Origin of the sequence: Paraburkholderia kururiensis JCM 10599 = LMG 19447 (assembly GCF_003986935.1) — a bacterium.
Lineage (GTDB): Bacteria > Pseudomonadota > Gammaproteobacteria > Burkholderiales > Burkholderiaceae > Paraburkholderia > Paraburkholderia kururiensis.
Genome location: NZ_RJZE01000033.1, coordinates 1 through 26149 on the forward strand (window position 1 = coordinate 1; position 26149 = coordinate 26149).

A 26149-nucleotide genomic window follows, 5' to 3' on the forward strand; every position below is an offset into this window, starting at 1 on the left:
TCATCGAGCCCGTTTGCGTCAATGTGGTGGATGGTGATTGAGCAGTTGTATGAGCGCCGGCCGCTTCGTTCCAGTGCGAGGAACACGTCGTAGTCCTGACCCGCCACAGGCGTAAAGCTCACGTCGGTGGCACTGCAGGACCAGTGGTCATAGTCCGTACCGCCCGCCGTGCTCATCGAAAGCGTGAGGGGCTTGCCAGCGTCGACCACGTATTCGCGGATCAGGTCCTTGAAGTGCAGGCCTTCGATGCGCATCGAAGGGCGCGGACTCGGCGGCATGCCGATCGTGACGCTGCGCGACGAGTACTTGTATCGGGAGAGAAAACCATCGTCCACATTGATGCGCAGCGGGTCGTTCTGCCACCTGGGCGTATAGCAGGTGCCCGGTCGGAATGACGCGGATTGCAGGTCGTTTCCCGTCAGGATGCGCATACGCGCCGACATGGTCGGATCGTAGCTCGGCGTTTCGGTAGTGACGTGGTGAGTGGGCGTACAGGCCGCGGTGGCAGCAACCATACCAACGATCGCCAGATGTATGGCATAAGGGGGTTTCTTCATCATCGCGGCCTTCGTGTTTTTCGTTTATTTTTGCGCCAGCTCATTTGCGCGCTCACATCCAGTGTGTGATTAGCCAACCTCGTAGACTGGGTCAAATCTTTGACTTTTCGTCCGGATGAAGTTGCCGACTGTGCAGATCTATTGTACTTGTCGGGACAAACGTGGCAGATCGTTACATCACGGTCCAAATTTAGTTTGCTTTGTCTCTTTCATCTTTGGAGTTCTGAATTGCAGTCCGGCCCAACACCGCGATTAAAGTAACTCCCAGCGATAACGCAACGAACAGGCCTATCGCAAAAAAAGTAAGAAATTGTGGGAACGTTGCGATGGTTCTTTTGTATCCAACTCCCACCAAACCCATTATCAATAGCCCAAGGTATATCGAAGATAATGTCGCGACGAACACCTTCCATGGACGGAATCGGCCGAGAACTTTGCCGATTATCGTGCCGAACAGTCCGCCTATAAGCCCGCTAAAGATTTCGCCAGACATCTTTGAATTCCCTCAGTCCTTTGACTCGCTTGATTTGACAGCCGCTTGGGCCGCCTTGCCGACTGGCTGACCCAAGGCGAGCTTGGTTCCTCGGATCACTATGCCAGGAATAGTGGTTACGTTTCTAATCGAATTCGGAACCCCCGCCCACCCGTACATCGACGTTGCGAAGATGTTGCTATATGCACCAAAGACGGACGCGGCGGCAAGCCCTACAACGGAGAATCGGTTGTTGAAGCTATCACTGAAATTAGCCCCATGAAAGTACGTATCCGCTGCTGCGCCAACACCGGCCACACCTGTGTACGTTACTCCAGTCCCCAGTGCTCCTGTTGCGGCCGCTGCCGTAAGAGAATAGCCCGCCTGCGCGGCTTTATAAGCAGCGAACAAGTCTTGTGCGTACGAAGCCGCCGCTGCGCCGCCTGCAACGATTTCCGGTCCGACCCCAGCGGTCACAACACCACCAGCTATGGCCAGCCCCACCTGGGGGGTTGCCGTCGACCCCGGCAATGCTTTCTGCTCCGGTGTCAGCGAATGATCGGCATTGCCATACAAGAACGGACTGTTGTATTCGGCGGAAGTAGCCCGGAACATGCTGCCGCCATTCTGGCTGATGAACGCCGTCGCATATCTGTTTCCGTCCGGCGCAGGGCCCGCGCTCGCTGCCGCATCAACCAGCCGATAGCCGCTTGCCAGCAGCATCTGCTGCGCCTGGTCTGCCGTGATGCTTTGTCCAGTCTGGTCCTGGTAGAACTGCGCGAATTTTCGCGCGTTATCCTTCGCCCACTGCCGCTCATCCGGGTGCAATTGCCGGTTGAAGGCATCTGCGCCAAGCGTGCCATTCGCGCCATTCATCGCCCCCGACGTATCACGCATCTACATTTCATCTACCAAACCTCCTAAGATCAAGGACTCGAACATTTTTCCTGTACCCCCAGCCGAACACAACACCGCCGAGGAGCAACGTGAGCTCAATCATATTTAGCACGATGGAATTAGAAACGCGCCCACTGCGAATCAAGATCATTAGGTACAAGCTCAATGCGATAAGAACGAATGCAGCATATTTGTACACTCTTTTTTCGATGGTAGTTAGTTCGTCCCTGTTATCGAAGCCGTCCATCTTGAATCCCCTATTCACTTAGCTGGCACTACATACGGTTGCGCAGCAGCTGTTCCGAAACCGAACAAGGTCTGAACTGCATGTCCTTGAGGAAGAGCAGCGCCAACCCCTGCATTCGTTGAATCGTAAACGACAGTGGGCAGACTGGGTGGACTGTACAGGTAATTTAACGATTTAAGCGTCGCCGAGCCGATGACTGCGGCCACGTCGAATGGTGGCGGCGCCCAAATTGCAGCAATTCCCAATCCAGTTGATCCCAAATCAGTGATAGTCGCTGGCGACGGAAGAGACAGCGAGCCATACGCAATCCCACAGTTCCCGTTCGGGCAGATCGAACCTGCGGACGTCCTCATCGGAATGCCCTGTGCACCGTACTGCGATCGTGCACCCACTGGCGACGCCGTGTATTGCTGCACCAGCGGCACGTCCGCGCCGTTGGTATTTTGCAGGATGAAGGTCTGCAAGGTCGGGTTAGCGGGGCCGGGAACCTGCGTCCATATTGTCTTCCCCGTGTTCTGGTCAACCCCGGCGTTCACCCACGTTGAGCCGTCGTTCGGTTTCGCGCCTTCCACCGTGGCCGCCGCGCCACTTTCGGTTATGCCGTTCGCCTGATAGCCCATCTGCGCGAGCTGGTTGGCGATGTCCGTCGCCGTCACCGGCGATCCGTCCGCATTCGTGATGCCCTTGGCATTGGCCGCGGCTGCCAGTTGCTGCGCGAGGGTCTTCTCCTGCGGGTGCAGCTGCCGATTGTAAAGATCCTCATTCGACGCTGCAAAGGCTCCGGCATTTCCGCCGACGAGTGCTCCCGCCGCACCGGCCACAACGTTCGCAACCACGTTACCGACGATCTTGTCGGCGGCGGCATTGCCGGTTGACGCTGCATCGGCAACAGCGCGGCTCAGATCGTTCAGCGTGGGGGCCAGGGCAGCCGATACGCCGGCACCCGCTGCCCCGCCTGCTGCGGCCATCACACTGCCACCACCCAGCCCGCCAATGACTGCACCCGCAACGATGTGCATGCCAACGCGATAGTCGCCGCCTTCCGCCCAGTGCGACGCATCTTCCCTGTACTGCGCAGCCAGATCCGTTTCACCCAGCAGGTTGGCCGCCTTCGCCCCGTCCTTCAGGGACGCTTCACGATAGGACGCGTATGTTCCGATGTCCTTCGCCACCGCCTGACCCGCCGCATTGGCCGCGTTCATCACGTCGGCCTGGTTCGTCAGCAGGTTGTTCACGTCCGGCAGCTTCGACACCGTGCCGTTCGTGTCCGTCGTGTCCCGGTTCAGGCTGGCGATGTCCTGTTTCTGGTTCGCCGTGTCGGTGACCGTGATGGTTCCGGCGCTCACCGCGCTCTTTGTCGTCGCGCTGGAACTGCCGCTGTCGTGCTGCGAGAGCATCGGCATGGCGCCGGACGTGCCGGCGCTGAAGCCGCTCGACGACGCGCTGTAGTCCGAGTGGTTCTGGATGTCCGAGTACGTCAGCGTGCCCGTGGTCAGCGTGTTCTTCGACGGATCGGCGGTGCTCGCGATGGCCGCACCCTTCAGGTCCGTGTTGCCCTTCACGTTGACGTCGAACCCGCCGTCGCCCGCCTGGATGCCGGCCTGTTCGTTCACGCCGGCATAGTTGCCGTGCGCGTCGCCGTGCTGGCTGCTGAAGCTGCCGCTGCCGCCGCCCTGCGAGATGCTGAAACCGCCGCTGGTACTCGACTGGTGCGCCTCGCTCACCGTCGTGTCCTGCACACTCGCGATGTTCAGGTTGCCGCCCACGTCGGCCGACACGTGCTTACCGCTCACGTCAGAGCCGATGATGTTCGTGTCACCGCCGGAGGTGATGGACACGCTGTTCGCGCCAGTCACGTGCGTGTTGTTCTGCATCACGGCATCGCTGTTCGCGTCGCCGTGCGCGTTGGCCATCGACGCCGATACACCCCAGCCCTTGGTGCCGTACGACACGCCCACGCTCGCGCTGCTCGATTCGTTCGTGCTGCGCGTCGAATCCGTGTTCGTCGTGTTGACCAGGTTGACCTGGTTCTTCGCGTTGAGCACCACGTTGTTTGCGCTCACGTCGGAGCCCGCGATCGTGACGTTGCCGCTGCCCGGCGTGCCGTCACCCGTGGCGATGAACGCCGCCGTGCCCCCTGCCTTCACGTTCGATCCGGTCTGCGTGGTCTGGTCTTCCTGCGACGTACTCTTCGATTTGCTCGTACCCCAGCTCAGCTGAACACTCACATCCGGCGTACCGCCCGAGGCCATCTGCCCCATGCCGTCGCCGGCATTGCCCACCGCCGCGATGGTGTGCAGTGCCTTCGCACGGCCATCCTGGCTGTTGCTGGCCGCATGCGTCTGGTCGACCACGCCCTGGATGGCCTGCACGAGCGAGCCCGAAAGCGCCAGCGTGAAGCCGCTGGACTTCGTCTCGTGCGTCTCGTCGTGATGCGTGGTGCCCGCAGCGGAGTCGATGGTGACGTTCGCGGCCTGACCCGTCACGTCCTGTGCCGCGATCACGTCGCTGCCGGTGACGTGCAGGTTGTTGCCCGCCGTCATCGACACGCTGCCGCCCGTGCTGCCCACGAGGCTGCCGTTCTGCGTCACCGAACCGTCGTGCGTCGTGTCCTTCTGGTCGCTGTTGCCGTACGAGATCCCGTTGCCGCCGAGGGCGCCGAAGCCCGACTTCGTTTCCTCGTGGAAGTGGCTGCTGGTGCTGGTGTCCTGCGTCGTTGTGAGGTTCAGGTCGTGACCGGCCGAGAGCGCCATGTCTCCGGTCGAAGCCACGGTCGAGCCAGCCACCGTCAGGTCATGCCCGGCGCTTCCGGTAACCGTATCGCCCGCGACGGTTGAGCCCACCGACACCACCTGGTGCGAGTGCTTTTCGTCCGTCATGGTGCTGCCCGACATGAAGCCCGATTTCGTGTCGTGTACCCAGCTCTGCGAGTCGTGCGTCTCCGTCACCGCGCCCACCGTGACATCGCCCGTGGCCGCGAGCTTCGTTGCGCCACCGCTCACGCTGCCATCGGCTGCGGTCGTGCCGGTCGTCACACTGGAGCCCAGCACGGCGAGATTACCCGCGCCCTGTGCGCCCGGCGTGGTGCTGATACCGTAGGACGACAGGACGGACGAGGCGGCCGCCTGGCCCGCTGCCAGCGTAAGGTTGCTGCCGGCGTTGACATTGCTGCCCTGCGCGGCCTCGTCGTACGAGGAGGCCGTGTGCTTCGTGTTGGCGCCGCCGAGCGAGCGCTCGTCGTGCGCCTGCGTATCCTTCGCCGCCGTGACCGTGAGGTCGCCCCCGGCGAGCATCGTGGCGTTGCCGCCTGCCTTCACCGTCGCATCGGTGAGCGTCGTGTCATGCCCGGAGACGGTCGTAAGGCTGCCGCCGGTGGTGACCGCGCTGCCCACGTTGTGGATGGTGCCGGTATGACCGCCGTTCAGCCCGTCGTCGGTGTGCGCGTCCTGCGCGGACGCGAGCGTCACGGTGCCCACGTCGATGTTCCGTCCGGCGGCGATGAGTGCGCTGCCACCCGTATCGATCGCCGCCCCCGCGAGCTTCACGTCACGTCCGGCCAGCACCGCCGCGTTGTCCGATGCCGAGATGGTGCCGGTGGCCTGCACGCCCTGTGAGGTCGCAGACGAGACGAGGTTGCCGTCGCGCAGCGTACGCGACACACCGACAGTCTCCGTTTCGTTGATGACGTCGCGCCCGGCCTGCACCAGCGTATCGACGCCACCGATGCGACCGCTCACGTTGCGCACATCCTGCACGGCCGCCACGGTCGTCATGCCGCCGCTGCCGATCACGCCCCGGTTGACGATGTTGTCGCCCAGCACCGTGGTGGCCACATCGCCGACGACATGGCCGCTGTTGTTCACGTCGCCCGTGGCATTGAGATTTACCGCGTTGCCCGCCACCAGCGCGCCGCTGTGCTGGAGGTCGACCGTATCGGCCTGCGCGAGATACAGCTTCGGTACCAGCACCGTCTGGTGCGTGCCGTCCGGCAGCGTCACGTCCTGCGACACGAGCCACACCAGGTCCGTGGTGAGCTGCTGCATCTGCGCGTCGGTCAGGCCAATGCCCGGCGTCAGGCTGAATTCCTTCGCGTACGCGACGCCGTTGTTCATCAGCGCCGTGTACTCGGTGAGGTTGTCGGAGTAGCCGGCGAGGAACGTGCGGCCAGTCAGCTGCGTGACCTGGTCGCGGACCAGCTTCTCCTCGTACGAGCCGTCGCCCAGCCGCTTCATGGTGTTCTGCGGGTTCAGCCCGAGCTGGCCCAGCATGTAGTCGCTCGAGATGAACTTCGAGTAGCTGGTGAAGCGCGGGTCGGTCGCGATCAGGTACGTCGCGCCGGGCGCCGTGCGGTAGCTGTACAGGCCGTTGACGGGCAGCGTGAGCCCCGGAATACCGCCTGCGGCACCACCCAGCGTCTGCGCGCCCAGGGCCTGCCCGGACGGCCCGCCCAGGCGCGTGCCGGTGGCGTTACCGCCCGTCACGCCCGAGCCCGACACCGTCTGCCCCACCCGGCTCACACTCCCGACCGTGATCGTGGCCGCGTCCGTCTGCACCGTCTGGTTGGAGGTTGCGATGGCCGGAAACGCCCCGATGGTCGTCGTGCTCTGTGTGATGCCATCCTCGACCGTCTTCGTATCGCTGTTGCCGCCGGTCTTCTGGTGCCAGTAGAACGTGGACTGTGCGTCCTGCGTCACCGACTGCTGGAGCACCGTGCCCGTATCGTTGACACTGCCGCCGTTCGCGCGCCGGACCAGATCGCCGCCAGCCGCCATGGTCGACGACTGGTTGTTGATGCTCCCGCCGTCCGCGTTGATGCGGATCGCGCCCTGCGCCTGGATCTTCGCCGCCGTGCCGGCACTGGTGGCCTGATCCGCCGCCGTGGACGTTGTCACCGTGCGGGAGAGTTCCACGTAGTCGTGGCTGTCGACGCCGAGGTCCGTGCGGACCGTCACGTTGTCCGGGCGGATATTGACCTTCGGGTCCCAGTCCGGCCACAGCGTGATGGTGTACGTGCTGCCGTTGTCGGTGATGCTGTTGTAGTACTGCGTCGGGTTGTTCGTGATGGTGCGCGTCTGGAGCGACTTCACCGGGCGGCAGCGGTCCCCGTTGCAGTTTTCCTCATAGTGCGTCGCATCGTAATACCGGTCCAGAAGCGGCTGCGTGAACGACAGGGTCTGCGCGCCGGTATCCAGGTTCGTGACCTGTGACTTCGGCACCGTCACCGTGATGGGCTGCGCCAGATGGCCGATGACGCCGCCGCCAATTCCGCCGTCGTTCCATACCCACTGCGGGTAGAGGGTGCTCTGGTACCAGCCGATCGTATCGCCCATTGGATCGATACCGGCGCTCCACAGCGTGAGCCTGGTCGTAGCCGTGGTCTGCGGCGTACCGCCCTGCGTCGCCATGCCGGTGCGGATGTTGTTCACCGTGTGCGCGGCGATGTCGAGATTGCCGTCTGCCTCGATGTTCGCCGCGCTGTTGGTCAGCGTGCCGGTCTGGTTGGCGAGCAGGCCGGAGGCGTCGCGCGTGCCGTCCTTCGCGATCTCCATGTTGCCCGCGCTGTAGATGAGCGCGCCATCGGTGTTCGACACCGAGTTCGACGCGTACAGCTTCACGCTGTTCGCACCGGCGATCACGGCCGCCGCGCCGCTGTTCTGCACGTCGGTGGCGTTGACCTGCACGTCGTTGCCGATCACCGCGCCGGTATTCGCGAGCGTCGCGCTGTTCGTGGTGACCGAATCGCCCTCGATGCGGCCCGCGTTGGTGATGGTGTCCGTCGCATTGACCGTGGTGGTGGTGCCGTTGATGTCCGCGCCCGCCGTGTTGACCACGTTCGCGCCCGAGGCGGTCAGTGCGCCACCCGCCGTCAGTGAGCCGCTGTTGGTCAGCGTGCCGGTGGCGGAGACAGTCATGTTGCCGTCGGCATGCAGGCGGTTCGCCGCACCGTTGGTGTAGTCGCCCGTGACCGCGAGACCGAGGTTGCGGCCCGCTGTCATCTCGCCGTCGCCGCTCACCGCGCCGCTGGCGGTGATGTCGCGGTTCGCGCGGATGGCGCCGCCCGCGTTGGACAGCGACGCGACCCGGACCGAGACATCCTGGCCGCCTTCGAGCGTGCCGCCATCGTTCGTGACCGCAGCGCCCGCCTGGTTCAGCTCCAGCGCCGTGCCGCCGTAGATGAGCCCGCCCGTGTTGCTCACGCGGTCCGACACGGCGAGGCGCGCCGCGCGGGCCGCGACGAACCGTGCGCCGGCATTGTTGGCCAGCGTGCGCGCCCTGAGCGTGACGTCGCCGTTGCCGCCCAGCACGCCGCCGGTATTGGTCACCGAGGTGGCCGCCGTCACCGTGGTGGCGCCGTCGCCCGCGTTCACGAGCCTGCCGGAACTGTTGTCGATGCTGGCGGCCGACACCGTCGCCGTGCCGTGCGCGCCGTTGGCCGATATCGTGCCGCCCGCGTTCGACAGCGCTCCGCCCGCCGTCACGGCGAGGTTGCCACCTGTCTGCGCCGAGCCAGCGCTGTTGTCGAAGTCGCCCTGCGTGGTGGCGGTAAGCCCTGTGCCACCGTAAAGCGTGCCGCCGTGATTGGCGATGCCGCTGGTTGCGTTGATCCCGGTTGTGCCCTGGCCCGAAACGGTGCCGTTCGTGTTGTCGAGACGGCCGGCCTGTGCGTCGAGCGCGCCGTTCGTGGCGATCTGGCCGCCCACGTTCGAGAGCGCGCCAGGCGTCGCCATCCTGAGCGTGCCGGCACCGGCGTGCTGGATCGACCCCGCGTCGTTCGTGATGGCCTGCGCCGAGACGTTCAGGTTCGTCGCGTTGCTTGCGATGGTGCCGCCCGTGCTGTCGAGCGTGCCGCCTGCCGAAATGCTCTGGTCGGCCGTGCCGTACTGGCGGATGGCGCCGCCCCGGTTCACGAGGTTGCCCGTGGTCGAGAGCGCCAGCCGGTCGCCCTCGATGGCGCCGCCGCTGTTGTCGGCGGAGCCCGCGGTGACCGTGGTCGCCGAACCGGAGAGCGTGCCGTGCTGGTTGTTGAGCGCTCCGGCCACGTTCGTGCCGAGACTGCCGCCGGCCACGATGCTGCCCGAATGGTTGTCCAGCGACCGCGCGTTCACGGACGCATCGCCCTTCGCGGTTATCTGCCCCTGGTTGGCGATGTCGCCGCCCGACACGGCGACCGCGCCGTTGCCGCCGATCACGCCACCCGCGGCACCGGTGGCCGTCGTGCCTGCTGCGTTCACCAGCGCGCCGGTGGTGGCGACTGACAGGCCGTCGCCGTTGAGGGACGTGACGCGTCCCGCCGTATTGTCCAGCGAGGCCCCGCTGACGCTTTCGTGGCCGGCGGCCTGCATGATGCCCTGGCGGTTGTTCACGGCCCCGGCCGACTTCACGTCGAGCGTGGACTGCGAGACCATCTGGCCGCCCTGGTTCGATACCGAGCTGCCCGCAACCGTTTGCGCGCCCGTCGACGAAAGGACACCGTTATCGTTCGTGAGCGTGCCGCCCGCATTCGCAGACAGCGCAGCGCCTGCGGTGGTCGTTGCACCCGAGAGATTGAGATCACCGCTTCCCGCATTCAGCGCGAGACTGCCGTTCGCCGAGGTCTGCGCGCCCCCGAGGTTCACGCCGCTACCGGAGAGCGATGCATTGCCGCCTGCCGCGTTGTGACCGGTAGCCGAGAGCGCGCCCGAAGTCGAAACCGTCAGGTCGCCCGCGTTCGCAACCGTGCCGTCGCTGTTGATGCCCGCGCCGAGGGTGCCGGTCGAAGCAACGCCGCCGGCGTTGACGGTCGTATTCTGCCGCGCGGCGAGCGTGCCGCTGTTCGTGAGGTCGGCCGCCGTGTTCACCGCCACGTTCTGCTGCGCATACGTGGTGCCGCTGTTGTCGATGCCACCAGCGGCCGACAGGGCCATGTTGCCGCCCGCGTTCGTGCGGCCCGACAGCACGAGACGGCCCTGCGTGGTGAGCGTCAGGTCGCCCGCCTGCGCGGCGAGCACGCCCGCGTTCGAAACGCCGACACCGTACTCGTTGCTCGCCAGAAAGATGCGATTCGCGTACATCCCACCGAGCTGGCTCACGTCGATGGCGCGCGTGGGAGCCGCGCCAGTGCCCGCGATCGGCGTGGCCGCGAGCGTGTCGTGGTCGACGTGGTTCGCGCCCATGATGACGTTCAGCGTGTTGCCATAGAGGGCGGCATTGGCCCGCACGGCGCGGGCGACAATATCAACCTGGTCGACGTTCGAGGCATTGAGCCCCGCGCCCTCGACGGTCACGAGGCCGCCGCGCACGTCGTAGCCGGTGAGCGCGCCATCCGCGCCGAAGGTGGGTGTACCGGTCGTTAAAACTGCCTTCGACGTGTTGATAAAGCCCGCGCCGTCCAGGATCAGGCCCGAGCTGTTGGCGATGACGACCTCTGCCCGTTGGCCCGCAATCTCAACGTAGCCCCGGAGGTAGGTGGGGTTGTTGCTGTTGACCTGGTTGACGATGACCTTCGCGGACTGGCCCGGCGCATAGTTCGGATTGCCATTGATGTAGCCGGCCTGCTGGGTCCCCACCACCGAGGATGAGTTGTTCAGGATCGCGCCTGGGCGACCCACATCGAACTGGCTGTACGTGTTCATCGACACACCAGCCCCGGACGGCCTTGCCACATTGACCTGGGGGAGTCCGTTCTGTGTCTGGACCACGCGCGTGCTGGTGCCCGGCGTGGGGACGATCTGGGCGAGAGCCACGGGCACCACGCCCGCGAGCATCAGCGCGCCGAAGGCGGCATGGCGCATCGCGAACAGCGAAATGGCCGCGCCCACAGCGGCGTGCATGGACGGACGTCCCGCCGTCGTTTCTCCCTGACCGGTCTTGCCCGCCGACGTCGCGGTTTCCTCAACGGCAACCAGCATTCCCCGCAGCCGGCTGAACACCAGCCGGTAAGTACCCTTGTTCATTGCGTGTAACCCACACCCATGCGTAATGGGCCGTAAGCTACGCAAAATGCGGATAACACACTGTTAATTTACGTTAATTCCTTCCTGAAACAACAGATATATGCGCTTTGAATTGAATGCCAGATCATTCCGTGAGTCCGTGCGGCCGGTCGTGATAGCTTAAAGAAGCTAGCGGCTGTAACCACGGATCCGCGTGGGCGTGGCCGGTAATGGGAGTAACGGTATTCATGACCGCGATCAGCTGGTCGATGCAGCGCGGCTCGAGGCGGCAGAAAGCATGGCCGGCGCGCGCGGGGAACGTTGCGCGGCAACCGGCCGGGCTGCACTGCCCGCACTGCGGCCACGCGCTGGCCGACGCGGATTTTACGGGGCACCGGGCACCCGCCGCGCCGCGCGAGATCCCGCGGGCCCGCGCCACCACGGCAAACCATGGATGTTCACCCGTGCGGCCGGGGTCTTGCGGAGCGGGCACGGAGGGCTAGCGGGGGAACCCGCAGTCCTGCAACACCTGGGCCTGAAGGCCCGCGAGCCGCATCCTGAGGGTCTCGATGTCCTGCCTCGGGGCGTCGGCCAGAAGCCCCGGTGGCTCGCCGTCCTTTCGCGGACCGTCGTATATCTCCGCCATGACAAGGCGGTGGGAAGCGTTCTGCAGTTCGGCGGCAACCGACTGGGCCTCACTGTTCCACTGCGCGCATCGCCCTTCGAGGGCGCTGCGATCGTTCAGGCTGGTAACCAGCTGGCCGTTCCGCGCGCGCAGCTGGTCCCGCTCGGTCTGCAGGGCATCGGCGCGCGAGCGCTGTGCCTGCAGTTCATCGACGAGCCGGGTGCGCTCGGCCACGGGCATCCATCCCCACGGCTCGAAGCGGTCGGGCATGGTCTTCGCCGCGAGATACAGCAGAAAGCCGCTTGCCAGCATGCCGGCCGCCACGCCCACCATGAAGGCTACCGGCGCGCGGCGGGCGACGCCGTACCCGTCGTTGAGGATTTTTTCGCGTACATCGGCCACTGCTGCCCTACCCCCGTCTGTGTTGTGTCGCGGGCTGTTCCCGTGACGGGCATCGTACCCCGCCGGACGGTTCCGGGCGACAGGTGCCCGGGTCCGCGAACCCGAAGAATGTCCCATTTCGCGCGAAAACGGACACCCTGCGGGTGATACAGGCGAGACCATGCCGGGCCAGAAGACATGCGCCCGGCGGCCCGTAACCCGGAAAATGCCCCAGTGGGTTAAGACTGAAATCAACAATCGAACCAATGAGTCCCGAACAGACAACCGTCATTGGTCGTCCTTCTGAAGCGTGGCGGAATCATGGCCACTCCAGTCAATGTTCCCCTCGTAGTACAGAAGCGAACTGAATACAGACCCCAAGAGGCATATGAAGCGAGCATTGGCGATGATGGATCTGACTACAATTTACGTAGCAGTTGATACATTTCGCCTTATCCGGGCTATCGCGTGCTGACGTCGCGACGATTTGGGCGTGTTTTGGCCTTTCAAAACGCGCCCTACCGTGAAACATCCTCGGAAAGTCATCTCCTAAACCCTCACTCTTGCTTGTTGCACGGCCCTCCCACAGGATTCTCGATCACGCAATCATTGTTTCACGGCGGCGAGGAATGGCTCGCATGCTTACTGGGAGGTTTCAGCGATTCCTATCGGACCCATGACATCTCTGATATTCGCTTCCCTCCACGCCGAAGCGAAGGATACGGCGCGGTTGCGCGAGGTCGTCCTCGATCAATACGCTGCCTAAGGAACGCGCCGCTGCTTTTACTTCTCTCCACGGGAACCCGAAACCCGCGACGCGCGCGCTGACGAGAACGACTTCGTCGAATGCGTGCGGCTGCTGATCTTCAGCGCGAAACGGCGCCTCGCGTGGCGCGCCCTAGACGTGGAAAACAGTAGCCGGTTCACGGCGCCAGACATCCGTGCGTCGCACCTGGCTCTCGTGCGCGCCACATGCCGGCGCTGACGCCTGCTGAGGCCATCGTGCGTGCGATGGTTAAGGCGAACGCAATGCGCTGTTCGGCAGCGGCAGTGTCTCAGCAGGCGTGCGTGCCGTGATCTGGTCCTGCAGCGTCGGTTTCGCCCAGACGACTGTGCTGGTGGAACGGTATCCGCGCATGCCTGCGGAGGTTCTGGCGCTGATTGCGCGGTTCCCGGAGATATTCGGGCAGCACCCGCATGCGCCTCTTGCGCTAGCGGCGACGCGCTCGCCCCCCTCGGCGTGCCTACCGGCACACGACCCGATGTAGGCTGGCGAGCGGAAACCGCCGCCCGTCCTGCAAGCCATGGCTGGACGGGCGCCGCAAGGCGCCTCACGCCATCCCGTAAAACCAGACGGTTAGTTGCGTTTAGTGACACCCAAACGGAAACCCGCCATGCCAGAACGGCTGTACCTGCAACGTCAGTTCTCGTCAAATGACTTCGCCGCGTCGTGCGTCTTCGTGCAGCGCCTGCCGTCGGCGACCATCGCACGCACGTACTGAGACTCGGACGACGGCGAACAGGCCGGCGCACTTGGCACGATGAAGTACTGCCTGCGCGGCAGGCTCCCCACTCTGCTAGACGTTGTTATTGAGCACGGTTCGACCGCGCTCGCCGACCATCTGAAGACCCTGATCGGCAGGCACGGAAGCGCGAGCGCGACCACCGGCACGCTGAAGGTAGTCGAGGGCGCCGCGCGTTTCGCCGTGGCCACGCCGGCGGCCAGCCACGTCACCGCCGGCATGTGGTTCCCTCCGATGGCGGCCCGCCCCCCCTGAAGGGTTACAGCATCGCGACGCTCGGCGACTTGGTGGCGTACAGCAACTCGCGCGGCGGCAGCTGGTGGCGCTCGGTAGCGCGCATCGGCCCCGGGCGCGCGCGGCGCATCATGGCCTGGCTGCCCGCCACGAGGCCTCGATCGGCCTGCACGTCGAGGCCGACGCGGACATCATCGCCATCGGCGGAGCAGGCGCACAGATCGCACCGATCGAGCGCATCGCGCTTCGTGAGGTCCTGAACGGGTCGAAGGGGATCAACCGGGCCGCCGGATTCCCCTTCTTCCAGGCACACGACGATCTCGCCGCGATCCGCGCCTGCCTGCATCTGTACCGTGACCAGCCGAAGACACTGCGCGCGTATACCAAGGAACTGGAGCGCTTCCTTCTGTGGGCCGTAACGGTTCGCGGCAAGGCGCTCAGCTCGCTGCTCGTTGACGACTGCGAGGCATACAAGGACTTCCTGAAGCTGCCCTCGCCCGCCTTCGTCGGCCCCAGGGCACCCAGAAGCTCGAGGCGCTGGCGACCCTTCGCGGCAGACAGTCTGAGCCCGGAGTCCCAGCTGTACGCGGTCCGGGCGCTGCGCGCGGCCTTCACGTGGCTCGTCGATGCCCGCTATCTGGCGGGCAATCCCTGGAAGCTCGTCAGGAACCCCGTGACGGTGGAGCGGGAGGTCACGCTGCAGGTGGAACGGGCGCTGCCCGAAGCCCTCTGGAATGATGTACGCGCGCATGTACGTCTGCGCAGCACCACACCCGGCAACCATCACTGGCGGATTGTCCATGCGCTGATGCTGCTGCTCGGCGATTCGGGACTGCGCCGGGAGGAAGCCGCAGGGGCCAGGCGCGAGGCCCTGCATCCCGTTGTGGCCGACGACGGGACGGAACTGTGGACGCTGCGCGTGATCGGCAAGCGCAGGCGCGAGCGCACGGTACCGGTAAGCCCCGAAACGGTCGAAGCCATCCGCGCTCACTGGCGTGACCGCGATGAGGACTTCGACACCCCGGCCGCGGCAGGTCGCCTGCTCTCGCCGCTTGTCATCCCGAACACGCAGACAGCGCGCCGCAAGCATGAGGGCGACCACCGGATGCCCTACTACACCAACGCCCTGAACCGGCTCATTGACTGGCTGAGGCGGCGGCTGCTCGTCGAGCTTGAGACGCTCACGCCGGCCGCGCATGCTGCGCTCGTGCAGATGTCGCCGCACGCGTTCCGGCACACCTTCGGCACGCTCGCAGCTGCCAGTGATGTTCCTATTGACGTTGTCCAGAAGGTCCTCGGACACCAGTCGGTGCAGACGACCTCCATCTACGTCCAAGCTGAACAGCGGCGGGTCATGCGAGAGATCGGGCTGATGTACGTGAAGCGGACCGCTTCGGAGTGAGCGGTCGTGCGGCAAACGGGCGGGGGGCATATTGCGCGGCGGGGTGTCATTGGGGCCGTTGGAGACTCAATCCCGATGCCCTCGGGCGACGGTGCTGCCCTACGCTGGACCTGGCCGCCGTGACGGCGGCTGGGCATACCCAGGCCGCAGAAGACACAACAGCACCGCTTGATAGGCCGGTCGCTAAAGGCCTTGTCTCTAATAGAGACACAATGCGTCCTACGGATGATAGATGGGGACGCCCGTGGCCAAACTTGAGCACAACCTCGTTTGGCGTATCCAATCCTCAAGGCGGCTGCGTCGAAGGAATGGGATCCAGCGCCACGCACAGTCGGGAGCCGCACGTGTGTGTCTCTAATAGAGACACACACCGAGATGGAGGTATCCAGTGCCAGTCAACCTTGAGGCAGGCCCCTGCGCACTGCGGAATACCGGCCGTGCAGCGCTACTCGTCGGCCGTGAACAACTGGCTGATCAATGCCCGAATCTTTTGCTCCTGATCGGCGGTCAACATCCCCGCTTTGATCTTGACGGTGAAGCCGCCGTGGTCCTTCGTGATCGACCCAGCCTGCTTCTTTCCCGCAAAAATTTTCTCAATATTCCGGTCGGTTACGGCGGTCGATTTGCCATCGCTCTCGATGGATTGTTTGATCGCCCTGGCGAGCTTCGTTTGCTCCAGATCTCCCGCGACCACCTTCGCCCAGAGCTCCCGGGCAAGTTCGTGCACTCGCGTGCTGCCGTTGCGAAGCACCGACACCACATCCTGCGCGGCATTCGCTCCCAACAAACCGGGTGCCAAGTCCAGGTCGCTCAAAACAAAGTCCGGCAGATCGGCGTAGGAAAGGTAGCGGTATAGCTCGGACCGTGCGATTCCCAACGTCTCGGCCAAGCGCTTGCGATTCGGAAACTCCCGCTCAGTCTCGCGGATTGAACGCGAAATTTCGTAGTCAGCCAAGCCGTCACGAACGACGTTCTCGACGAGGGCAAGCATCGCCATATCCTCGTCGGAAATATCGACGACGACGACCTTAATCGTCTCCTTACCGATCATCTTGTGCGCACGCCAACGCCGCTCGCCTGCCACGATCTGGTAGCCGGTAGATGCGCGCCGGACGACAATCGGCTGGATCAAGCCGGCCTCGCGGATAGACTCTGCGAGTTCGGCGAGCTTCGCCTCGTTGAACACCTTTCTCGGCTGCCACGGATTCGGCGCGATATTCGACACATCCATCTCAGACGTCGAACCCGCCTTTTCCAGCTCCGCGACGCGCTGCTGCGCGGCCGCCAAAGCGCCTGCCATTCCAGGCGCGGTACGCGGAGGCGCCGCTTTCGGTTGCTGTGAGTCCAGTTGGATGTCCTTTGCCGACCGCAACTCGGCAGTCTTGTTCATCATCCGTTCACGAAGGTTGCTCATTGCCCCGATCTCCATTGAGCCACGTATTGATCGTCGATCCACTTGCAATAATCCATCAACGGCTGCTTCACCCGCGCCAAAGTTTTCGCGACCGCGTCGGAGCGCGAAAGGTCGAAAACGGTAGAGAACGCCAGCGCTCCATTACTCATTACTGAGCTGGCAGGAATTTCCGTTGTGTGAAGCCACTCGCCATACGCGCGCTGAGCCCATGAACGGACTACCGGCGCCGACGATGTGCTCCCGTAGTCGACCTTCGATAGCAGGACAGAGATGAAGTCGTAGGTCTTATCGACTTCGTGCTCCACGAAACCCGTTGCCACCTCCGCGAACAACGACCAGAACGATACTGAGGAGATAAAGTCGAGGCTCTCAGGAACCAGGGGCATGATCATCGAATCCGCGGCCATCAACGCGTTCAAAGTCATATATGAAAGAGCCGGCGCGGTGTCTAGCACGATGTAGTCGTACTGAGCCCGCAGAGGCTCGATGCCCTGCCGCAAAACCGACCAGAATTCGAAGCCTGGGTTCGACTTCTGCGCCGTAGGGAGATGAAATTCGGCATCGTGCAAGTAGTTGTGAGCAGGTATCACGTCAATGCCGTCCCAGTACGTACTCTGGACCTTTGCGCCGAGACCACCCTCGATATCCGGCTCATAAATGAAAGGCAGGACCGTGTCTTCCCAAGTCACGTCCTTCTCGGCGTATAACCCACACAGTTCGGACAAAGACGCTTGCGGGTCCAGATCAATGACCAACACCTTACGCCCTCTGAGGCTCAAGCCTTGGGCGATACACATCGTTGTTGTGGTCTTACACGATCCGCCCTTGAAGTTAGCGGTTATCAGCACGCGCCCCCTGTGTTCACGCGTGCCAGTGACTAGCGGCGTCTGGTAAATATCCGAGACCTGCTGGACCCAGGCCCGGACGTCCTTCAGTGAGAATATCCGCGCCCGCCCGGTGCCATTCGTTTGCCCAGCGGGAAGTTCACTGCCTTCCTTCGTCGCGAGGTAGTTGATTTTCTGACGGTCAATGCCACAAAGTTCTGACAGCTCGCCTATCGTGAACGACGGCGCGCTTTTGCGTGGCCTGGGTGCCAGAATCTGTTCCCGCAGTTCGTTCGTCATGACAGATAGGCGCTTTGCAAACTCTCCGAGATTCGAGAGTTTCACGCGCCGCTCGATGCCCGGCAGTTCGCTCATTTTCATGCGATGGTTCCTGTTGGTCTCAATGGTGAGGTGATTTTTCGAAGCCGACCTATGATTTCCACGGTTTATGCAGATTTTCGGATCAACCGTAGAATAGCCGTATTACCTTCGAATCGCCAACAGAATCTTCGAACCGTGCTCCTTTTCTGGTTTTTCCCACGGTAGACCGCGTTATTCCAAGCGTATACGAGTAAGCGAGTCGTCCGAAGGTGAGGTGAACTGTGCATTCCGGCGGCTGCGGACGCGTGAATGGGACAAGTTCATCACAAATTCCCTCACCTTATGGGCTCCCATAAGGGCCATTCTGTGTGTCACAGTGAGTCCAGCACAATTCACCTCACCAATCGTCGCGGCTCCCTTCCATCATGCTTCGGGCGCGAACGTTCAGGGATACCCTTTACGCGACCGCAGCGCCCCTGCAATTTCTCTCTTACATTGCCGCCGCGGTTTGTACGTTTTTGATAAGACAAAAAACCACCACACCACCAACAAGCGCAGGAAAATCTCAGACAATCAGTGGGTTAGCTCTACAAGGTGAGGTTCTCTGTGTGTGAAGTGCTGTTGATTGAGCAAAGACGTGCGGCCTTTTTCCCAATACGGTGAGGGAAATTGGCGCGAAAGGTGACCTAATTGGGCGCGACGGTGAGGCGAATTGTGCGTGGAGCGGAGGCAGAGTGAGGTTATCTGTGAAACTGACGGCCCGAAGGTGAGGTAATGTGTGTTGACACTTCACCTTGACCTCGGTACCGTACCGCTCGCGATGATTGAATAATGAGCAAGGAGCTCGCATGGCAACAGCGGGGCAGGTGGCCACTTCCCGACAACTGGCATTGGCGTTGTTCGACGATGCCAACGCTGAGGGATTGTCCGTTGATGCAGCCCGCTCTGATATCGGCTTTCCGCGCAAGAACGTCCTCATCCGGATCGTTGATCTAGGCGTTGCCGCCCGACGCCTGGTCGATGCAGCATATTTCATCGTAGCGCAAGAAGAACGGGTCCACGATCTCTACGATGTGGAGCTGGACTACTTCAAGTGGCTGATGCGCTACTCGAGCCGCAACAACACTCACCTCGAACAGGTCATCACGGAGGCTCAGAAGGCCTTAATTCAAGCTACTGCCGCCCCGGTCGATGGTGAAAAACCGTTCGGCTCCGTGCAACTGATTGGCCGCATTACCTACCAGGGTGGGCGGTTTCAGTTTCGGGTTTCACCCGAAATGATTTCGATCATCCGCGGCCCGGGCAAGTCCCACTGGCTGAGTCTACGAATCACCTCACTCTTCACCCTTAGTTACGCGCGGGTTATGTACGACCACCTTCTTCCTTACGCGGATGACGGTATCACCGACTGGTTCACACTCGACGAGTTGCGCGCATGGCAAGGTGAAATGGGAGCCAACGCGCAGGTGTTCAAGTATTTCAAGCGCGACTGGCTGGAGCCGGCGGTAAAGCAGATAAACGAAGTATCGGACCTCACGCTCTCATATGAGACGCGAAATGAGCCCGGATCGCGCAAAATCGGGCGCTTACGCTTTCGCTTGGAGCGGAAGGACATGGCCGAGCGCATGCTGCACACGCATGAAGAAGCTCAAGCGATCTATAAGACCCTGAAACAGGAGTTTGGCCTGTCGAGCGACCAATTCAATCAGATCGCTGCGAATCGAGGCGTGTACACGGACGAACGGATCCAGCAGGCGATTGAGCGAACGCGGTTCAGTCTTCGTCTGGGGAAAGTCACGAAGAGCCCCGCCGGCTTCTTTATGAAAGCCTTGAAGGAGGGATGGGTCGTATCAGAAGCAGAGCGTCAGATGATCGACGTTCAGCAGACACTCGCCTTGTCCGAACAACGTGCGACTGAAGAAAAGGCAAAGGCGCAAACTCTTGCCGCTGTACAGTCAGCCGCGCTCGAAACGTCGGCGCGAGATCGTATGCGTGAAGAAGCTCGGCTCGGTCGCGACGCATACGAACATGCCGATCAGAAGCAAAAGGACGACTGGCTTCGATCGTACCTGTCATCAGCTGCCGGCAAGCTGACCCTCAAGCGCCTAAAGATCGACCCTTCGAGCGTCAATGAGGCGACGGCACTCAGCGACCCGGACTTAGCCGGCGATTTCGCGCGCTTCGTGTTCAACAAGGCAAAGCCGAAGACATCGACGGCGCGGCCACTGTAGCCCGGAGCGGACGATTGGCTGCGGATTGTGCGGCATCCGTTTTGTGCGCCAAATGGCGAATCGTCACTGATCGAATCACTCTGTACACCTAATTGATTGGCGCAGTGACGGCTGCACCAGCAGCGCTACGTTTGGACGCGGCGGCGCCGGCCAGTCCATACGGTTGTTCCTCGTCTATCGCCGCCTCATTCCATTCCGTTCATCGGAACTCTTTTCGCGACCGTCTACAGCGGGCCATAGACTTTCACCCGCCGTTCGACACTAAGAGCTGTCTTGCGTCAGCGCATACGCATCTCCGGGATTTGCTCAGACTTTATCTCCGACGTCGAGCTGCTCTCGCGCCGTGTCGGCAATAGCGTCGAAGATTCCGAACGAGGCGTAGTCCACGGTATCCGGCGTCGTCGAGTGTCAAGAGGCAAAAGCTCTACAAAAACTGCACCATTCCGCCTTTTCCCGTTCAGGCGCCTGAACGCGAATTTGTCTATTCTTTGTGCACGCCCCAGTAGAATCAAGCACTTGGCGCGCAGTGCGCTCCGCGAAAGGTGTGAAACCGTGAAACTGGAATCTCGCCGCTGCTGCTCAGATTGGCGAAGCCGAAAAGCTCCACAAAAACTGCACCATTCCGCGTTTTCCGGTTCAGGCGCCTGAACACAAACTCCCCTCACGGCGGGCCGGGCGCAATGGTATGCAAATTGACGGCCCTTTTGCCCCGAAGGAGCCGGTGCCCGACTGTTCCAATTGACGCGAGCCAACCTGTCCGCGCGCGTCATGCCCCTCTTTCGTCGTTCCCGTAAGGATGTCGCCCTCTCGACCGCACCGGGAGGGTATTCCGAAGAAGATCCGGAGAAGATCATCTTCGATCGCGGCACGCGCCTGCGCGTCGAGGCCAATCACTGGAAGACCCTCTGCTTCGTGCTCGCGTTCGTCGCGGTCGGCGCTGTGTGGACGCGCAAGCCGCCACCCTCGGTCGTCAAGGCTTACGGCATAGCTGCCGACGCGGGAGGCCGACCGCTCATCAAGCAGCTTGCGGCATACAAGCCGGACGACCAGGCGCTGCGCTCCTCGATTGCCGACTCGGTCCAGCGCTGGTTCACGATCGAGCCTGTCCTCACGCCGACAATCGAGGATTCGCGCCTGGCCCGCAACATCAACGCCGTGAAGGCGCAGATGACGGACAACGGGCGAAACCAGTTCGCCGACTGGCTGCATCAGGACGCGCCGTTCCAGTCCATCACGAGCAACCCCAAGTTCGTGCGCGAGGTGAAGGTCAGCAGCGTGTCGGTGCTCGACGACTCCACCGTCGTCGTCGAATTCTCGACGTCCACCACGCAGTTCCCGTCCGACAAGCCGGTCGTACAGCGCTACGCGCTCACGCTGCGTTACCAGATCGTGCCGGCCAGTTCGGACGATGCCGTGGGCACCAATCCGTTCGGGATCTTCTTCCCGTTCTTCACCCTCCAGAAAACGGTATGACGACGCACGCCCCCCGAGCCCTGCCACTCGCCGTCGCGCTCGCAGGCGCGCTTGTCCTGTCGGGTCCAACGTTCGCCGCGTCGCGGCAGGCGCCTGCACCCGCCGCAGGGGCACTGGACGTTGGCGCGATCGTGGGTGATCCGATGAGCCCGGTGAATCCCTACAACTCGGGCACCGACCCGATCACGATGCCCAATGACGCGCGGATTGCGGTCTTTCCGTATAGCCGCGACCAGATCTTCCGCATCATCACCGCGCCGGCAAAGAACACGACGATCGAGTTCGCGCCGGGCGAGAAGCTCATTGCCGATCCCGCGATGGGCGATTCGGTTAGCTGGACCATGGACACCGACGGCGCGAACCACTTCTTCATCAAGCCCATGCGGCCCGGGCTCGTGAACACCCTGCACCTCACGACGAACCTGCGCGAGTACGACATGACCCTCGTATCCTCGCCGCTGGGCGGCTTCTTCTATCAGACCGTGCGCTTTAACTATCCCGGCTCGCTGATGGCAAAGGTGCGTGCGAGGGCAGGGGCTGATGCGTCCGCCGGCGACAGGGCAGAGGACGATGCTGCTGGCGGGAACGGCAGTGCCACTGATTCGGGACCGCTGGGCGTTTCACCCGACAAGCTCAACTTCGACTACAAGGTCGACGGCTCTGCACCGTTCAGGCCACAGACAGTGTTCGACGATGGCCGGTTCGTGTGGCTGCGTCTGCCGCCCGATGCGCCGTTTGCCGTGCCCATCGTGAAGGATCATGGGGACGACGTGAGCCCGAATTTCATCCGGCGCGGCCCCTACATCGTGGTCCAGCAGATGGCCGACCGGATAGTGCTGCGCGCGGGCAATGACGAGGTGACCGTCACGCGCCGCAAGCCCGGCCTTTTCGGGTTCTGAGCCATGTCGAGCCAGAACCAGGGAAGCCCGTCGGATCAGGAGCGCGTGGTCAAGGGCAAATCGCCGCGCAACGCGCTCATGGCAGTGGGGGCCATCTTCGCGTTTGCCATCGGTGCGATGGGCTTCTACTACCAGTCCAAGGTGAGCGCCCGTGACGCGGAAGAGGCGAAGCAGGACAAGGCCGCAAAGACGGCTGCGTCGGTAGACCGTACGCCCTCGAGCGATGACATCGACCGGATCATCCGCGACCAGCAGGCCCGCGCACGCGCCGACGAGGAACGCGCGCGCCGGGAAGCCGCTGCCGCATCGGATGCACGGCCCGCGTCCTCGAAGCCCGCGCTGTCGCTCGACCAGTACGAGCGCGAGTCCACCGGAACCAGTCTCGCTGCCAGTGCGAAGCAGGACAACCTGTACGCATCGCCGATCTTCATTCCTGGACTGAAGATCAAGGAACAGGCTGTTCAGCAGACCGGTACGGCGGTGCCGGGCGGGATCATGACACCCCAGCAGATGGCGATGCAGCAGCTCGTCGCGCAGCAGGCGGCAGTGGGTCAGGCCGACGCGCAGGCGAAGGCGATCGCGGCGGCAATGGGGCAGGGCAACAGCCGCACTACTTCCGGGGACCGCGACCAGCAGTTCCTCAGGGATGCAAAGGCGCAGTCGGCTTCGGGCGAAGGTTTCCTGAGCGCGGGCTTCGTTGGCCAGGAAAAGCCCTGCACGCTCGCGCCCCCACACCACATTCCGATACTCACCGCCGAAGGCGAGAACTCGGACCGGCCGGGTACGGTTTCGCTCGTCGTTGAGCAGGACGTGTACGACAGTGTGACCGGCACGTGTCTCATGATCCCGAAGGGCACAACCATTACCGGTCCCTACCAGAGCGATATCCAGGTCGGGCAGGAGAGCATCGAGGTGGCCGCCACCGAGATGCGCCTGCCGAACGGCAAGGAGGTGCCGCTGTTCGGCGCACAGGGTGCCGACGAGAACGGCTATGCGGGCTTCTCCGGGGACGTCAACAACCACTTCCTGAAGATCTTCGGCGCCTCAGCGCTCACGGCCGTGCTGCTTGGCAGGTTCGACAACAACGGCGTCTCGTCGTCTACGAGCGGTCCGTATGGCGTGACGCAGGTGGGCAGTACCGCAGGTCAGGTCGCAGCGCAGACTACGCAGTCGATCCTGAGCCGCTACCAGAGCATCCCGCCGACCATCAAGGTGCCGCCCGGCAAGCGCGGGATGATCAAGGTGAACCGCGACATTCACCTGGAGCCGTACCGTGGCTAGGCATGTGCTGGCTCCGTTCCTGCTGTGGGCCGCGACGGGCTCGGTGGTGTACGCGGCGACCATCGATGAGGTTATCAGTCCCGCCGCGCTGGTGTTGGCCTCGCAGAACACGCGCGAGGTGGCAACACTCGACGGCACGCCGGTCCTTTACTGCGGACTCGCGGCTTTTCGCGCCTGGGCGTCACGCCTCGTTGGCCAGACGATCGCGAGCACGCCGGCGCAGGGCATTACCGTGCCTGTCGATAACCATCAGGTCTCCCTCGCAGGCCTCATGATCCGCAGCGGCTGGCTGCAGCCGGCGCAGCTCGACGACGATGCCCAGGCGGCGATGACCGAGGGCCGTGGGGGCTGGGCGTGCGCAAAGGCCGAGGTGCCGTTCGTGCTGATGCACACGAGCGTCGATCCGAAGGTGCTGGCTGGCATTGCGCTGAACGAGTCGGCATGGCACGGACGGGCGTGGCCGTGGACGCTGAACGTCGCGGGTCAAGGCTACTTCTTCCGTTCGCGCACCGACGCATACGGTGCGATGCGTGCGTTGATAGCGGCGGGTCGCTGCGACTTCGACGTGGGCATCATGCAGGTGAACTGGTGCTACCACCGGCAGCGCTTCGCGTCGCCGTGGGATGCGCTCGCCCCCGCCGTCAATATCCGCGTGGCGGAGTCAATCCTAAACGAGAACTACGGGCGCACCCACTCGGTCGCGAAGGCCATCGCGTACTACCACAGCGCGAATCCGGCACCTGGCAGCGCGTATCTCGCGCGCTTCGCGCATCACCTCAACCAGATCAACGCGGGCCTATGAAGCACACCGTCCTCCGACTCGCCGCGCTCGGGCTCTTCGCCGTGGTCCGTACGTCGCCTGCTGCCAGCACCGATCCGTTCGATTTCGACTACGAGATCGCGGGCGGGATCGCCGAGCGCCCGGCGCTCATCTTCAACGATGGATCGAAGACGTATATCCAGCCGCGCGCTGGCCAGATCATCAACGTCGCCGGCGGCCACGCCGAGGGGCCGTACATGGTCGTCGACGGTACGCCTTCCACGATCCAGTACAGCGTCGCGGGCCACACTGCCGTTGCAACCTGGAACCGCGCCAACGCCTTCATCGGCGGACACGGGGCGGTGCCGGGTGCGGGTGACGACCAGCCGGTTGCCTTCTCCGGCTTCAGCGGCCGGCTCGCGCTCGTGGGCGAGCGGGGCGCGCTTGAGCCGGTACGTGCACTGAATGCGACCATGCCGGTTGCCTCGATCGTGAAGGCTCTCGTGCCGCAGGGTTGGAGCGGTTCTGCGCAGAAGGATGTGGACCTCACCACGCCGGACCGGTTCGAGACGCATCCGGGTGAGAACTGGATGCAGGCACTCGATCGCCTCATGGTGCAGACGGAACTCTATGCCGATGTGGATTTCGACAGGCGCCACGTGCGGCTGCGTCGCGACGCGGGCAAGTCGGCTGCGCTCAACTATGCGGCGGGCGTCGTAACGCATGCCGATCCAGCAAAGGTCGCGGCGGAGTCGGCCTCGCAGCGGGCATCGCTTCTCGCGCAATACTTCGGCGCAAACGCAATCCGTGACGGCGACGACGCCCACACACAGATCCGTTTCGCCGCGAAGCCGCAGGACGTGACTTTCGCTTCGGTCGATGGCGCGTCGCTGCACCCGAAGTGGGACGCGGACGCTGGCGTGATGACCATCGACCGCGCCGAACGCTTCATCGTTGCCGACAGATCCCATCGCGTGGAGGTCGCGCGCCATGCAGGAACGCTGTACGACTTCGCGGGGGACAACGCTGCGCATCTGGAAGCCGTGTTTGACGAAAACGGACAGACGTTTTTCAAGTTTGCCCCAAGCGTCATCAACGTGACCGTCGCGGACGTGCATCACCTCGGCTTCGGCGAACAGAAGGGGCGCTTCTACCGGTTCAACGGAACGTCCGACCAGTTCATCGTGACCGCCGACGGTCAGACCGTGAACGTGGTGCGTCGTCACGACGTGAAGTATGTCGAGAGCGCAGGAGCTCCGTCGTGAAGCGCTACGCCTTCTTTCCATTGGTGGCTGTTGCCCTGGTGCCCGCGTTCTCGCGCGCAGACTGCATCGACGATGCGGCGGCCTACCACCACATCAGTGCGCAGCTCGTACGCGCGATCGCGAGGCAGGAGTCGGGCATGCGGGCGGGCGCGATCAACGTGAACGCCAACGGCACCGAGGACATCGGGCTCATGCAGATCAACTCTTCATGGCTGCCCACGCTGGCGCGCTACGGCATCCGCCGCGAGCACCTCTTCAATGCGTGCACCAACGCCTACATCGGCACGTGGATTCTCGCGTCCAACATCCGCCAGTTCGGGCCAACGTGGAAAGCCGTTGGCGCCTACAACGCGACGTCGAGCACACGCCAGCTCGTCTACGCCAACTCGATCTATCGACGCCTGCAGGGCCACTGAACAATGATGAACAGA

Annotated in this window: 17 protein-coding genes; 10 read left to right on the top strand and 7 right to left on the bottom strand. The window is 63.2% G+C overall.

The window, feature by feature from the left end; translation table 11 throughout:
* The 5 genes from PKKP23_RS29885 to PKKP23_RS29905 form a co-directional block, all read right to left on the bottom strand.
* Nucleotides 1-560: hypothetical protein (locus tag PKKP23_RS29885; protein WP_126879538.1), on the bottom strand; the 560-nt coding region annotated here is incomplete at its 3' end.
* A gap of 187 nt (nt 561-747) precedes the next feature.
* On the bottom strand, nt 748-1050 hold the full coding sequence (locus tag PKKP23_RS29890; RefSeq protein WP_126879539.1) for a hypothetical protein: 303 nt from the start codon (nt 1048-1050) through the stop codon (nt 748-750).
* Nucleotides 1051-1062: 12 nt separating this feature from the next.
* Nucleotides 1063-1926, bottom strand: coding sequence for a hypothetical protein (locus tag PKKP23_RS29895; RefSeq protein WP_126879540.1), 864 nt, complete (start codon nt 1924-1926; stop codon nt 1063-1065).
* Nucleotides 1927-2187: 261 nt separating this feature from the next.
* Nucleotides 2188-11106, bottom strand: coding sequence for a hemagglutinin repeat-containing protein (locus tag PKKP23_RS29900; RefSeq protein ID WP_240659189.1), 8919 nt, complete (start codon nt 11104-11106; stop codon nt 2188-2190).
* Between the two features lie 478 nt (nt 11107-11584).
* Entirely contained in the window at nt 11585-12112 is a 528-nt protein-coding gene (locus tag PKKP23_RS29905) for a hypothetical protein (protein ID WP_126879541.1), read from the bottom strand.
* A 1520-nt stretch (nt 12113-13632) separates the two neighbouring features.
* On the opposite strand from PKKP23_RS29905, the gene PKKP23_RS34665 reads away from it, so the two are divergent.
* The 3 genes from PKKP23_RS34665 (at nt 13633) to PKKP23_RS34675 (ending at nt 15250) form a co-directional block, all read left to right on the top strand.
* Nucleotides 13633-13869 carry a hypothetical protein gene (locus PKKP23_RS34665; protein WP_240659191.1) on the top strand — a complete coding sequence of 79 codons (237 nt, stop codon included), beginning with the start codon at nt 13633-13635 and terminating at the stop codon, nt 13867-13869.
* A 32-nt stretch (nt 13870-13901) separates the two neighbouring features.
* Nucleotides 13902-14108, top strand: a complete 207-nt coding sequence (locus PKKP23_RS34670; protein ID WP_240659192.1) for a phage integrase family protein — start codon at nt 13902-13904, stop codon at nt 14106-14108.
* A 548-nt stretch (nt 14109-14656) separates the two neighbouring features.
* Entirely contained in the window at nt 14657-15250 is a 594-nt protein-coding gene (locus tag PKKP23_RS34675) for a tyrosine-type recombinase/integrase (protein ID WP_240659196.1), read from the top strand.
* 445 nt (nt 15251-15695) lie between these two features.
* On the opposite strand, the gene PKKP23_RS29915 is transcribed toward PKKP23_RS34675, so the two are convergent.
* Complete coding sequence (locus tag PKKP23_RS29915; RefSeq protein WP_126879542.1) at nt 15696-16664, bottom strand: ParB/RepB/Spo0J family partition protein; 969 nt, start codon at nt 16662-16664, stop codon at nt 15696-15698.
* Nucleotides 16661-17869: a ParA family protein gene (locus tag PKKP23_RS29920; RefSeq protein WP_126879543.1), complete on the bottom strand. Its 1209-nt coding sequence runs from the start codon at nt 17867-17869 to the stop codon at nt 16661-16663. Before PKKP23_RS29920 ends, PKKP23_RS29915 begins: the two co-directional genes overlap by 4 nt.
* A gap of 788 nt (nt 17870-18657) precedes the next feature.
* Between PKKP23_RS29920 and PKKP23_RS29925 the strand changes: the two genes are divergently transcribed.
* From PKKP23_RS29925 to PKKP23_RS29955, 7 genes are all read left to right on the top strand, one after another.
* The gene (locus tag PKKP23_RS29925) at nt 18658-20040 is read left to right on the top strand and encodes a replication initiation protein (RefSeq protein WP_126879544.1); all 1383 of its coding nucleotides are present in this window, start codon (nt 18658-18660) and stop codon (nt 20038-20040) included.
* 768 nt (nt 20041-20808) lie between these two features.
* Complete coding sequence (locus tag PKKP23_RS29930) at nt 20809-21513, top strand: VirB8 family type IV secretion system protein (RefSeq protein WP_126879545.1); 705 nt, start codon at nt 20809-20811, stop codon at nt 21511-21513.
* Complete coding sequence (locus PKKP23_RS29935) at nt 21510-22412, top strand: TrbG/VirB9 family P-type conjugative transfer protein (protein ID WP_126879546.1); 903 nt, start codon at nt 21510-21512, stop codon at nt 22410-22412. The genes PKKP23_RS29930 and PKKP23_RS29935 overlap by 4 nt, the downstream gene beginning before the upstream one ends.
* A gap of 3 nt (nt 22413-22415) precedes the next feature.
* Nucleotides 22416-23693 carry a TraB/TrbI/VirB10 family type IV secretion system protein gene (locus PKKP23_RS29940; protein WP_126879547.1) on the top strand — a complete coding sequence of 426 codons (1278 nt, stop codon included), beginning with the start codon at nt 22416-22418 and terminating at the stop codon, nt 23691-23693.
* Nucleotides 23686-24495 (top strand): transglycosylase SLT domain-containing protein, encoded by an 810-nt coding sequence (locus PKKP23_RS29945; protein WP_126879548.1) that lies wholly within the window; start codon nt 23686-23688, stop codon nt 24493-24495. The genes PKKP23_RS29940 and PKKP23_RS29945 overlap by 8 nt, the downstream gene beginning before the upstream one ends.
* Entirely contained in the window at nt 24492-25718 is a 1227-nt protein-coding gene (locus tag PKKP23_RS29950) for a TrbG/VirB9 family P-type conjugative transfer protein (RefSeq protein ID WP_126879549.1), read from the top strand. The genes PKKP23_RS29945 and PKKP23_RS29950 overlap by 4 nt, the downstream gene beginning before the upstream one ends.
* Nucleotides 25715-26134 carry a lytic transglycosylase domain-containing protein gene (locus PKKP23_RS29955; protein WP_126879550.1) on the top strand — a complete coding sequence of 140 codons (420 nt, stop codon included), beginning with the start codon at nt 25715-25717 and terminating at the stop codon, nt 26132-26134. The genes PKKP23_RS29950 and PKKP23_RS29955 overlap by 4 nt, the downstream gene beginning before the upstream one ends.
* Nucleotides 26135-26149 lie beyond the last annotated feature (15 nt).

What these genes read in the sequence shown, in the direction of transcription:
- PKKP23_RS29890 (WP_126879539.1), bottom strand. Translation starts at nt 1,050, where the DNA reads ATGTCTGGCGAAATCTTTAGCGGGCTTATAGGCGGACTGTTCGGCACG.
- PKKP23_RS29895 (WP_126879540.1), bottom strand. Translation starts at nt 1,926, where the DNA reads ATGCGTGATACGTCGGGGGCGATGAATGGCGCGAATGGCACGCTTGGC.
- PKKP23_RS29900 (WP_240659189.1), bottom strand. Translation starts at nt 11,106, where the DNA reads ATGAACAAGGGTACTTACCGGCTGGTGTTCAGCCGGCTGCGGGGAATG.
- PKKP23_RS34665 (WP_240659191.1), top strand. Translation starts at nt 13,633, where the DNA reads ATGAAGTACTGCCTGCGCGGCAGGCTCCCCACTCTGCTAGACGTTGTT.
- PKKP23_RS34675 (WP_240659196.1), top strand. Translation starts at nt 14,657, where the DNA reads ATGCTGCTGCTCGGCGATTCGGGACTGCGCCGGGAGGAAGCCGCAGGG.
- PKKP23_RS29915 (WP_126879542.1), bottom strand. Translation starts at nt 16,664, where the DNA reads ATGAGCAACCTTCGTGAACGGATGATGAACAAGACTGCCGAGTTGCGG.
- PKKP23_RS29920 (WP_126879543.1), bottom strand. Translation starts at nt 17,869, where the DNA reads ATGAAAATGAGCGAACTGCCGGGCATCGAGCGGCGCGTGAAACTCTCG.
- PKKP23_RS29925 (WP_126879544.1), top strand. Translation starts at nt 18,658, where the DNA reads ATGGCAACAGCGGGGCAGGTGGCCACTTCCCGACAACTGGCATTGGCG.
- PKKP23_RS29930 (WP_126879545.1), top strand. Translation starts at nt 20,809, where the DNA reads ATGCCCCTCTTTCGTCGTTCCCGTAAGGATGTCGCCCTCTCGACCGCA.
- PKKP23_RS29935 (WP_126879546.1), top strand. Translation starts at nt 21,510, where the DNA reads ATGACGACGCACGCCCCCCGAGCCCTGCCACTCGCCGTCGCGCTCGCA.
- PKKP23_RS29940 (WP_126879547.1), top strand. Translation starts at nt 22,416, where the DNA reads ATGTCGAGCCAGAACCAGGGAAGCCCGTCGGATCAGGAGCGCGTGGTC.
- PKKP23_RS29950 (WP_126879549.1), top strand. Translation starts at nt 24,492, where the DNA reads ATGAAGCACACCGTCCTCCGACTCGCCGCGCTCGGGCTCTTCGCCGTG.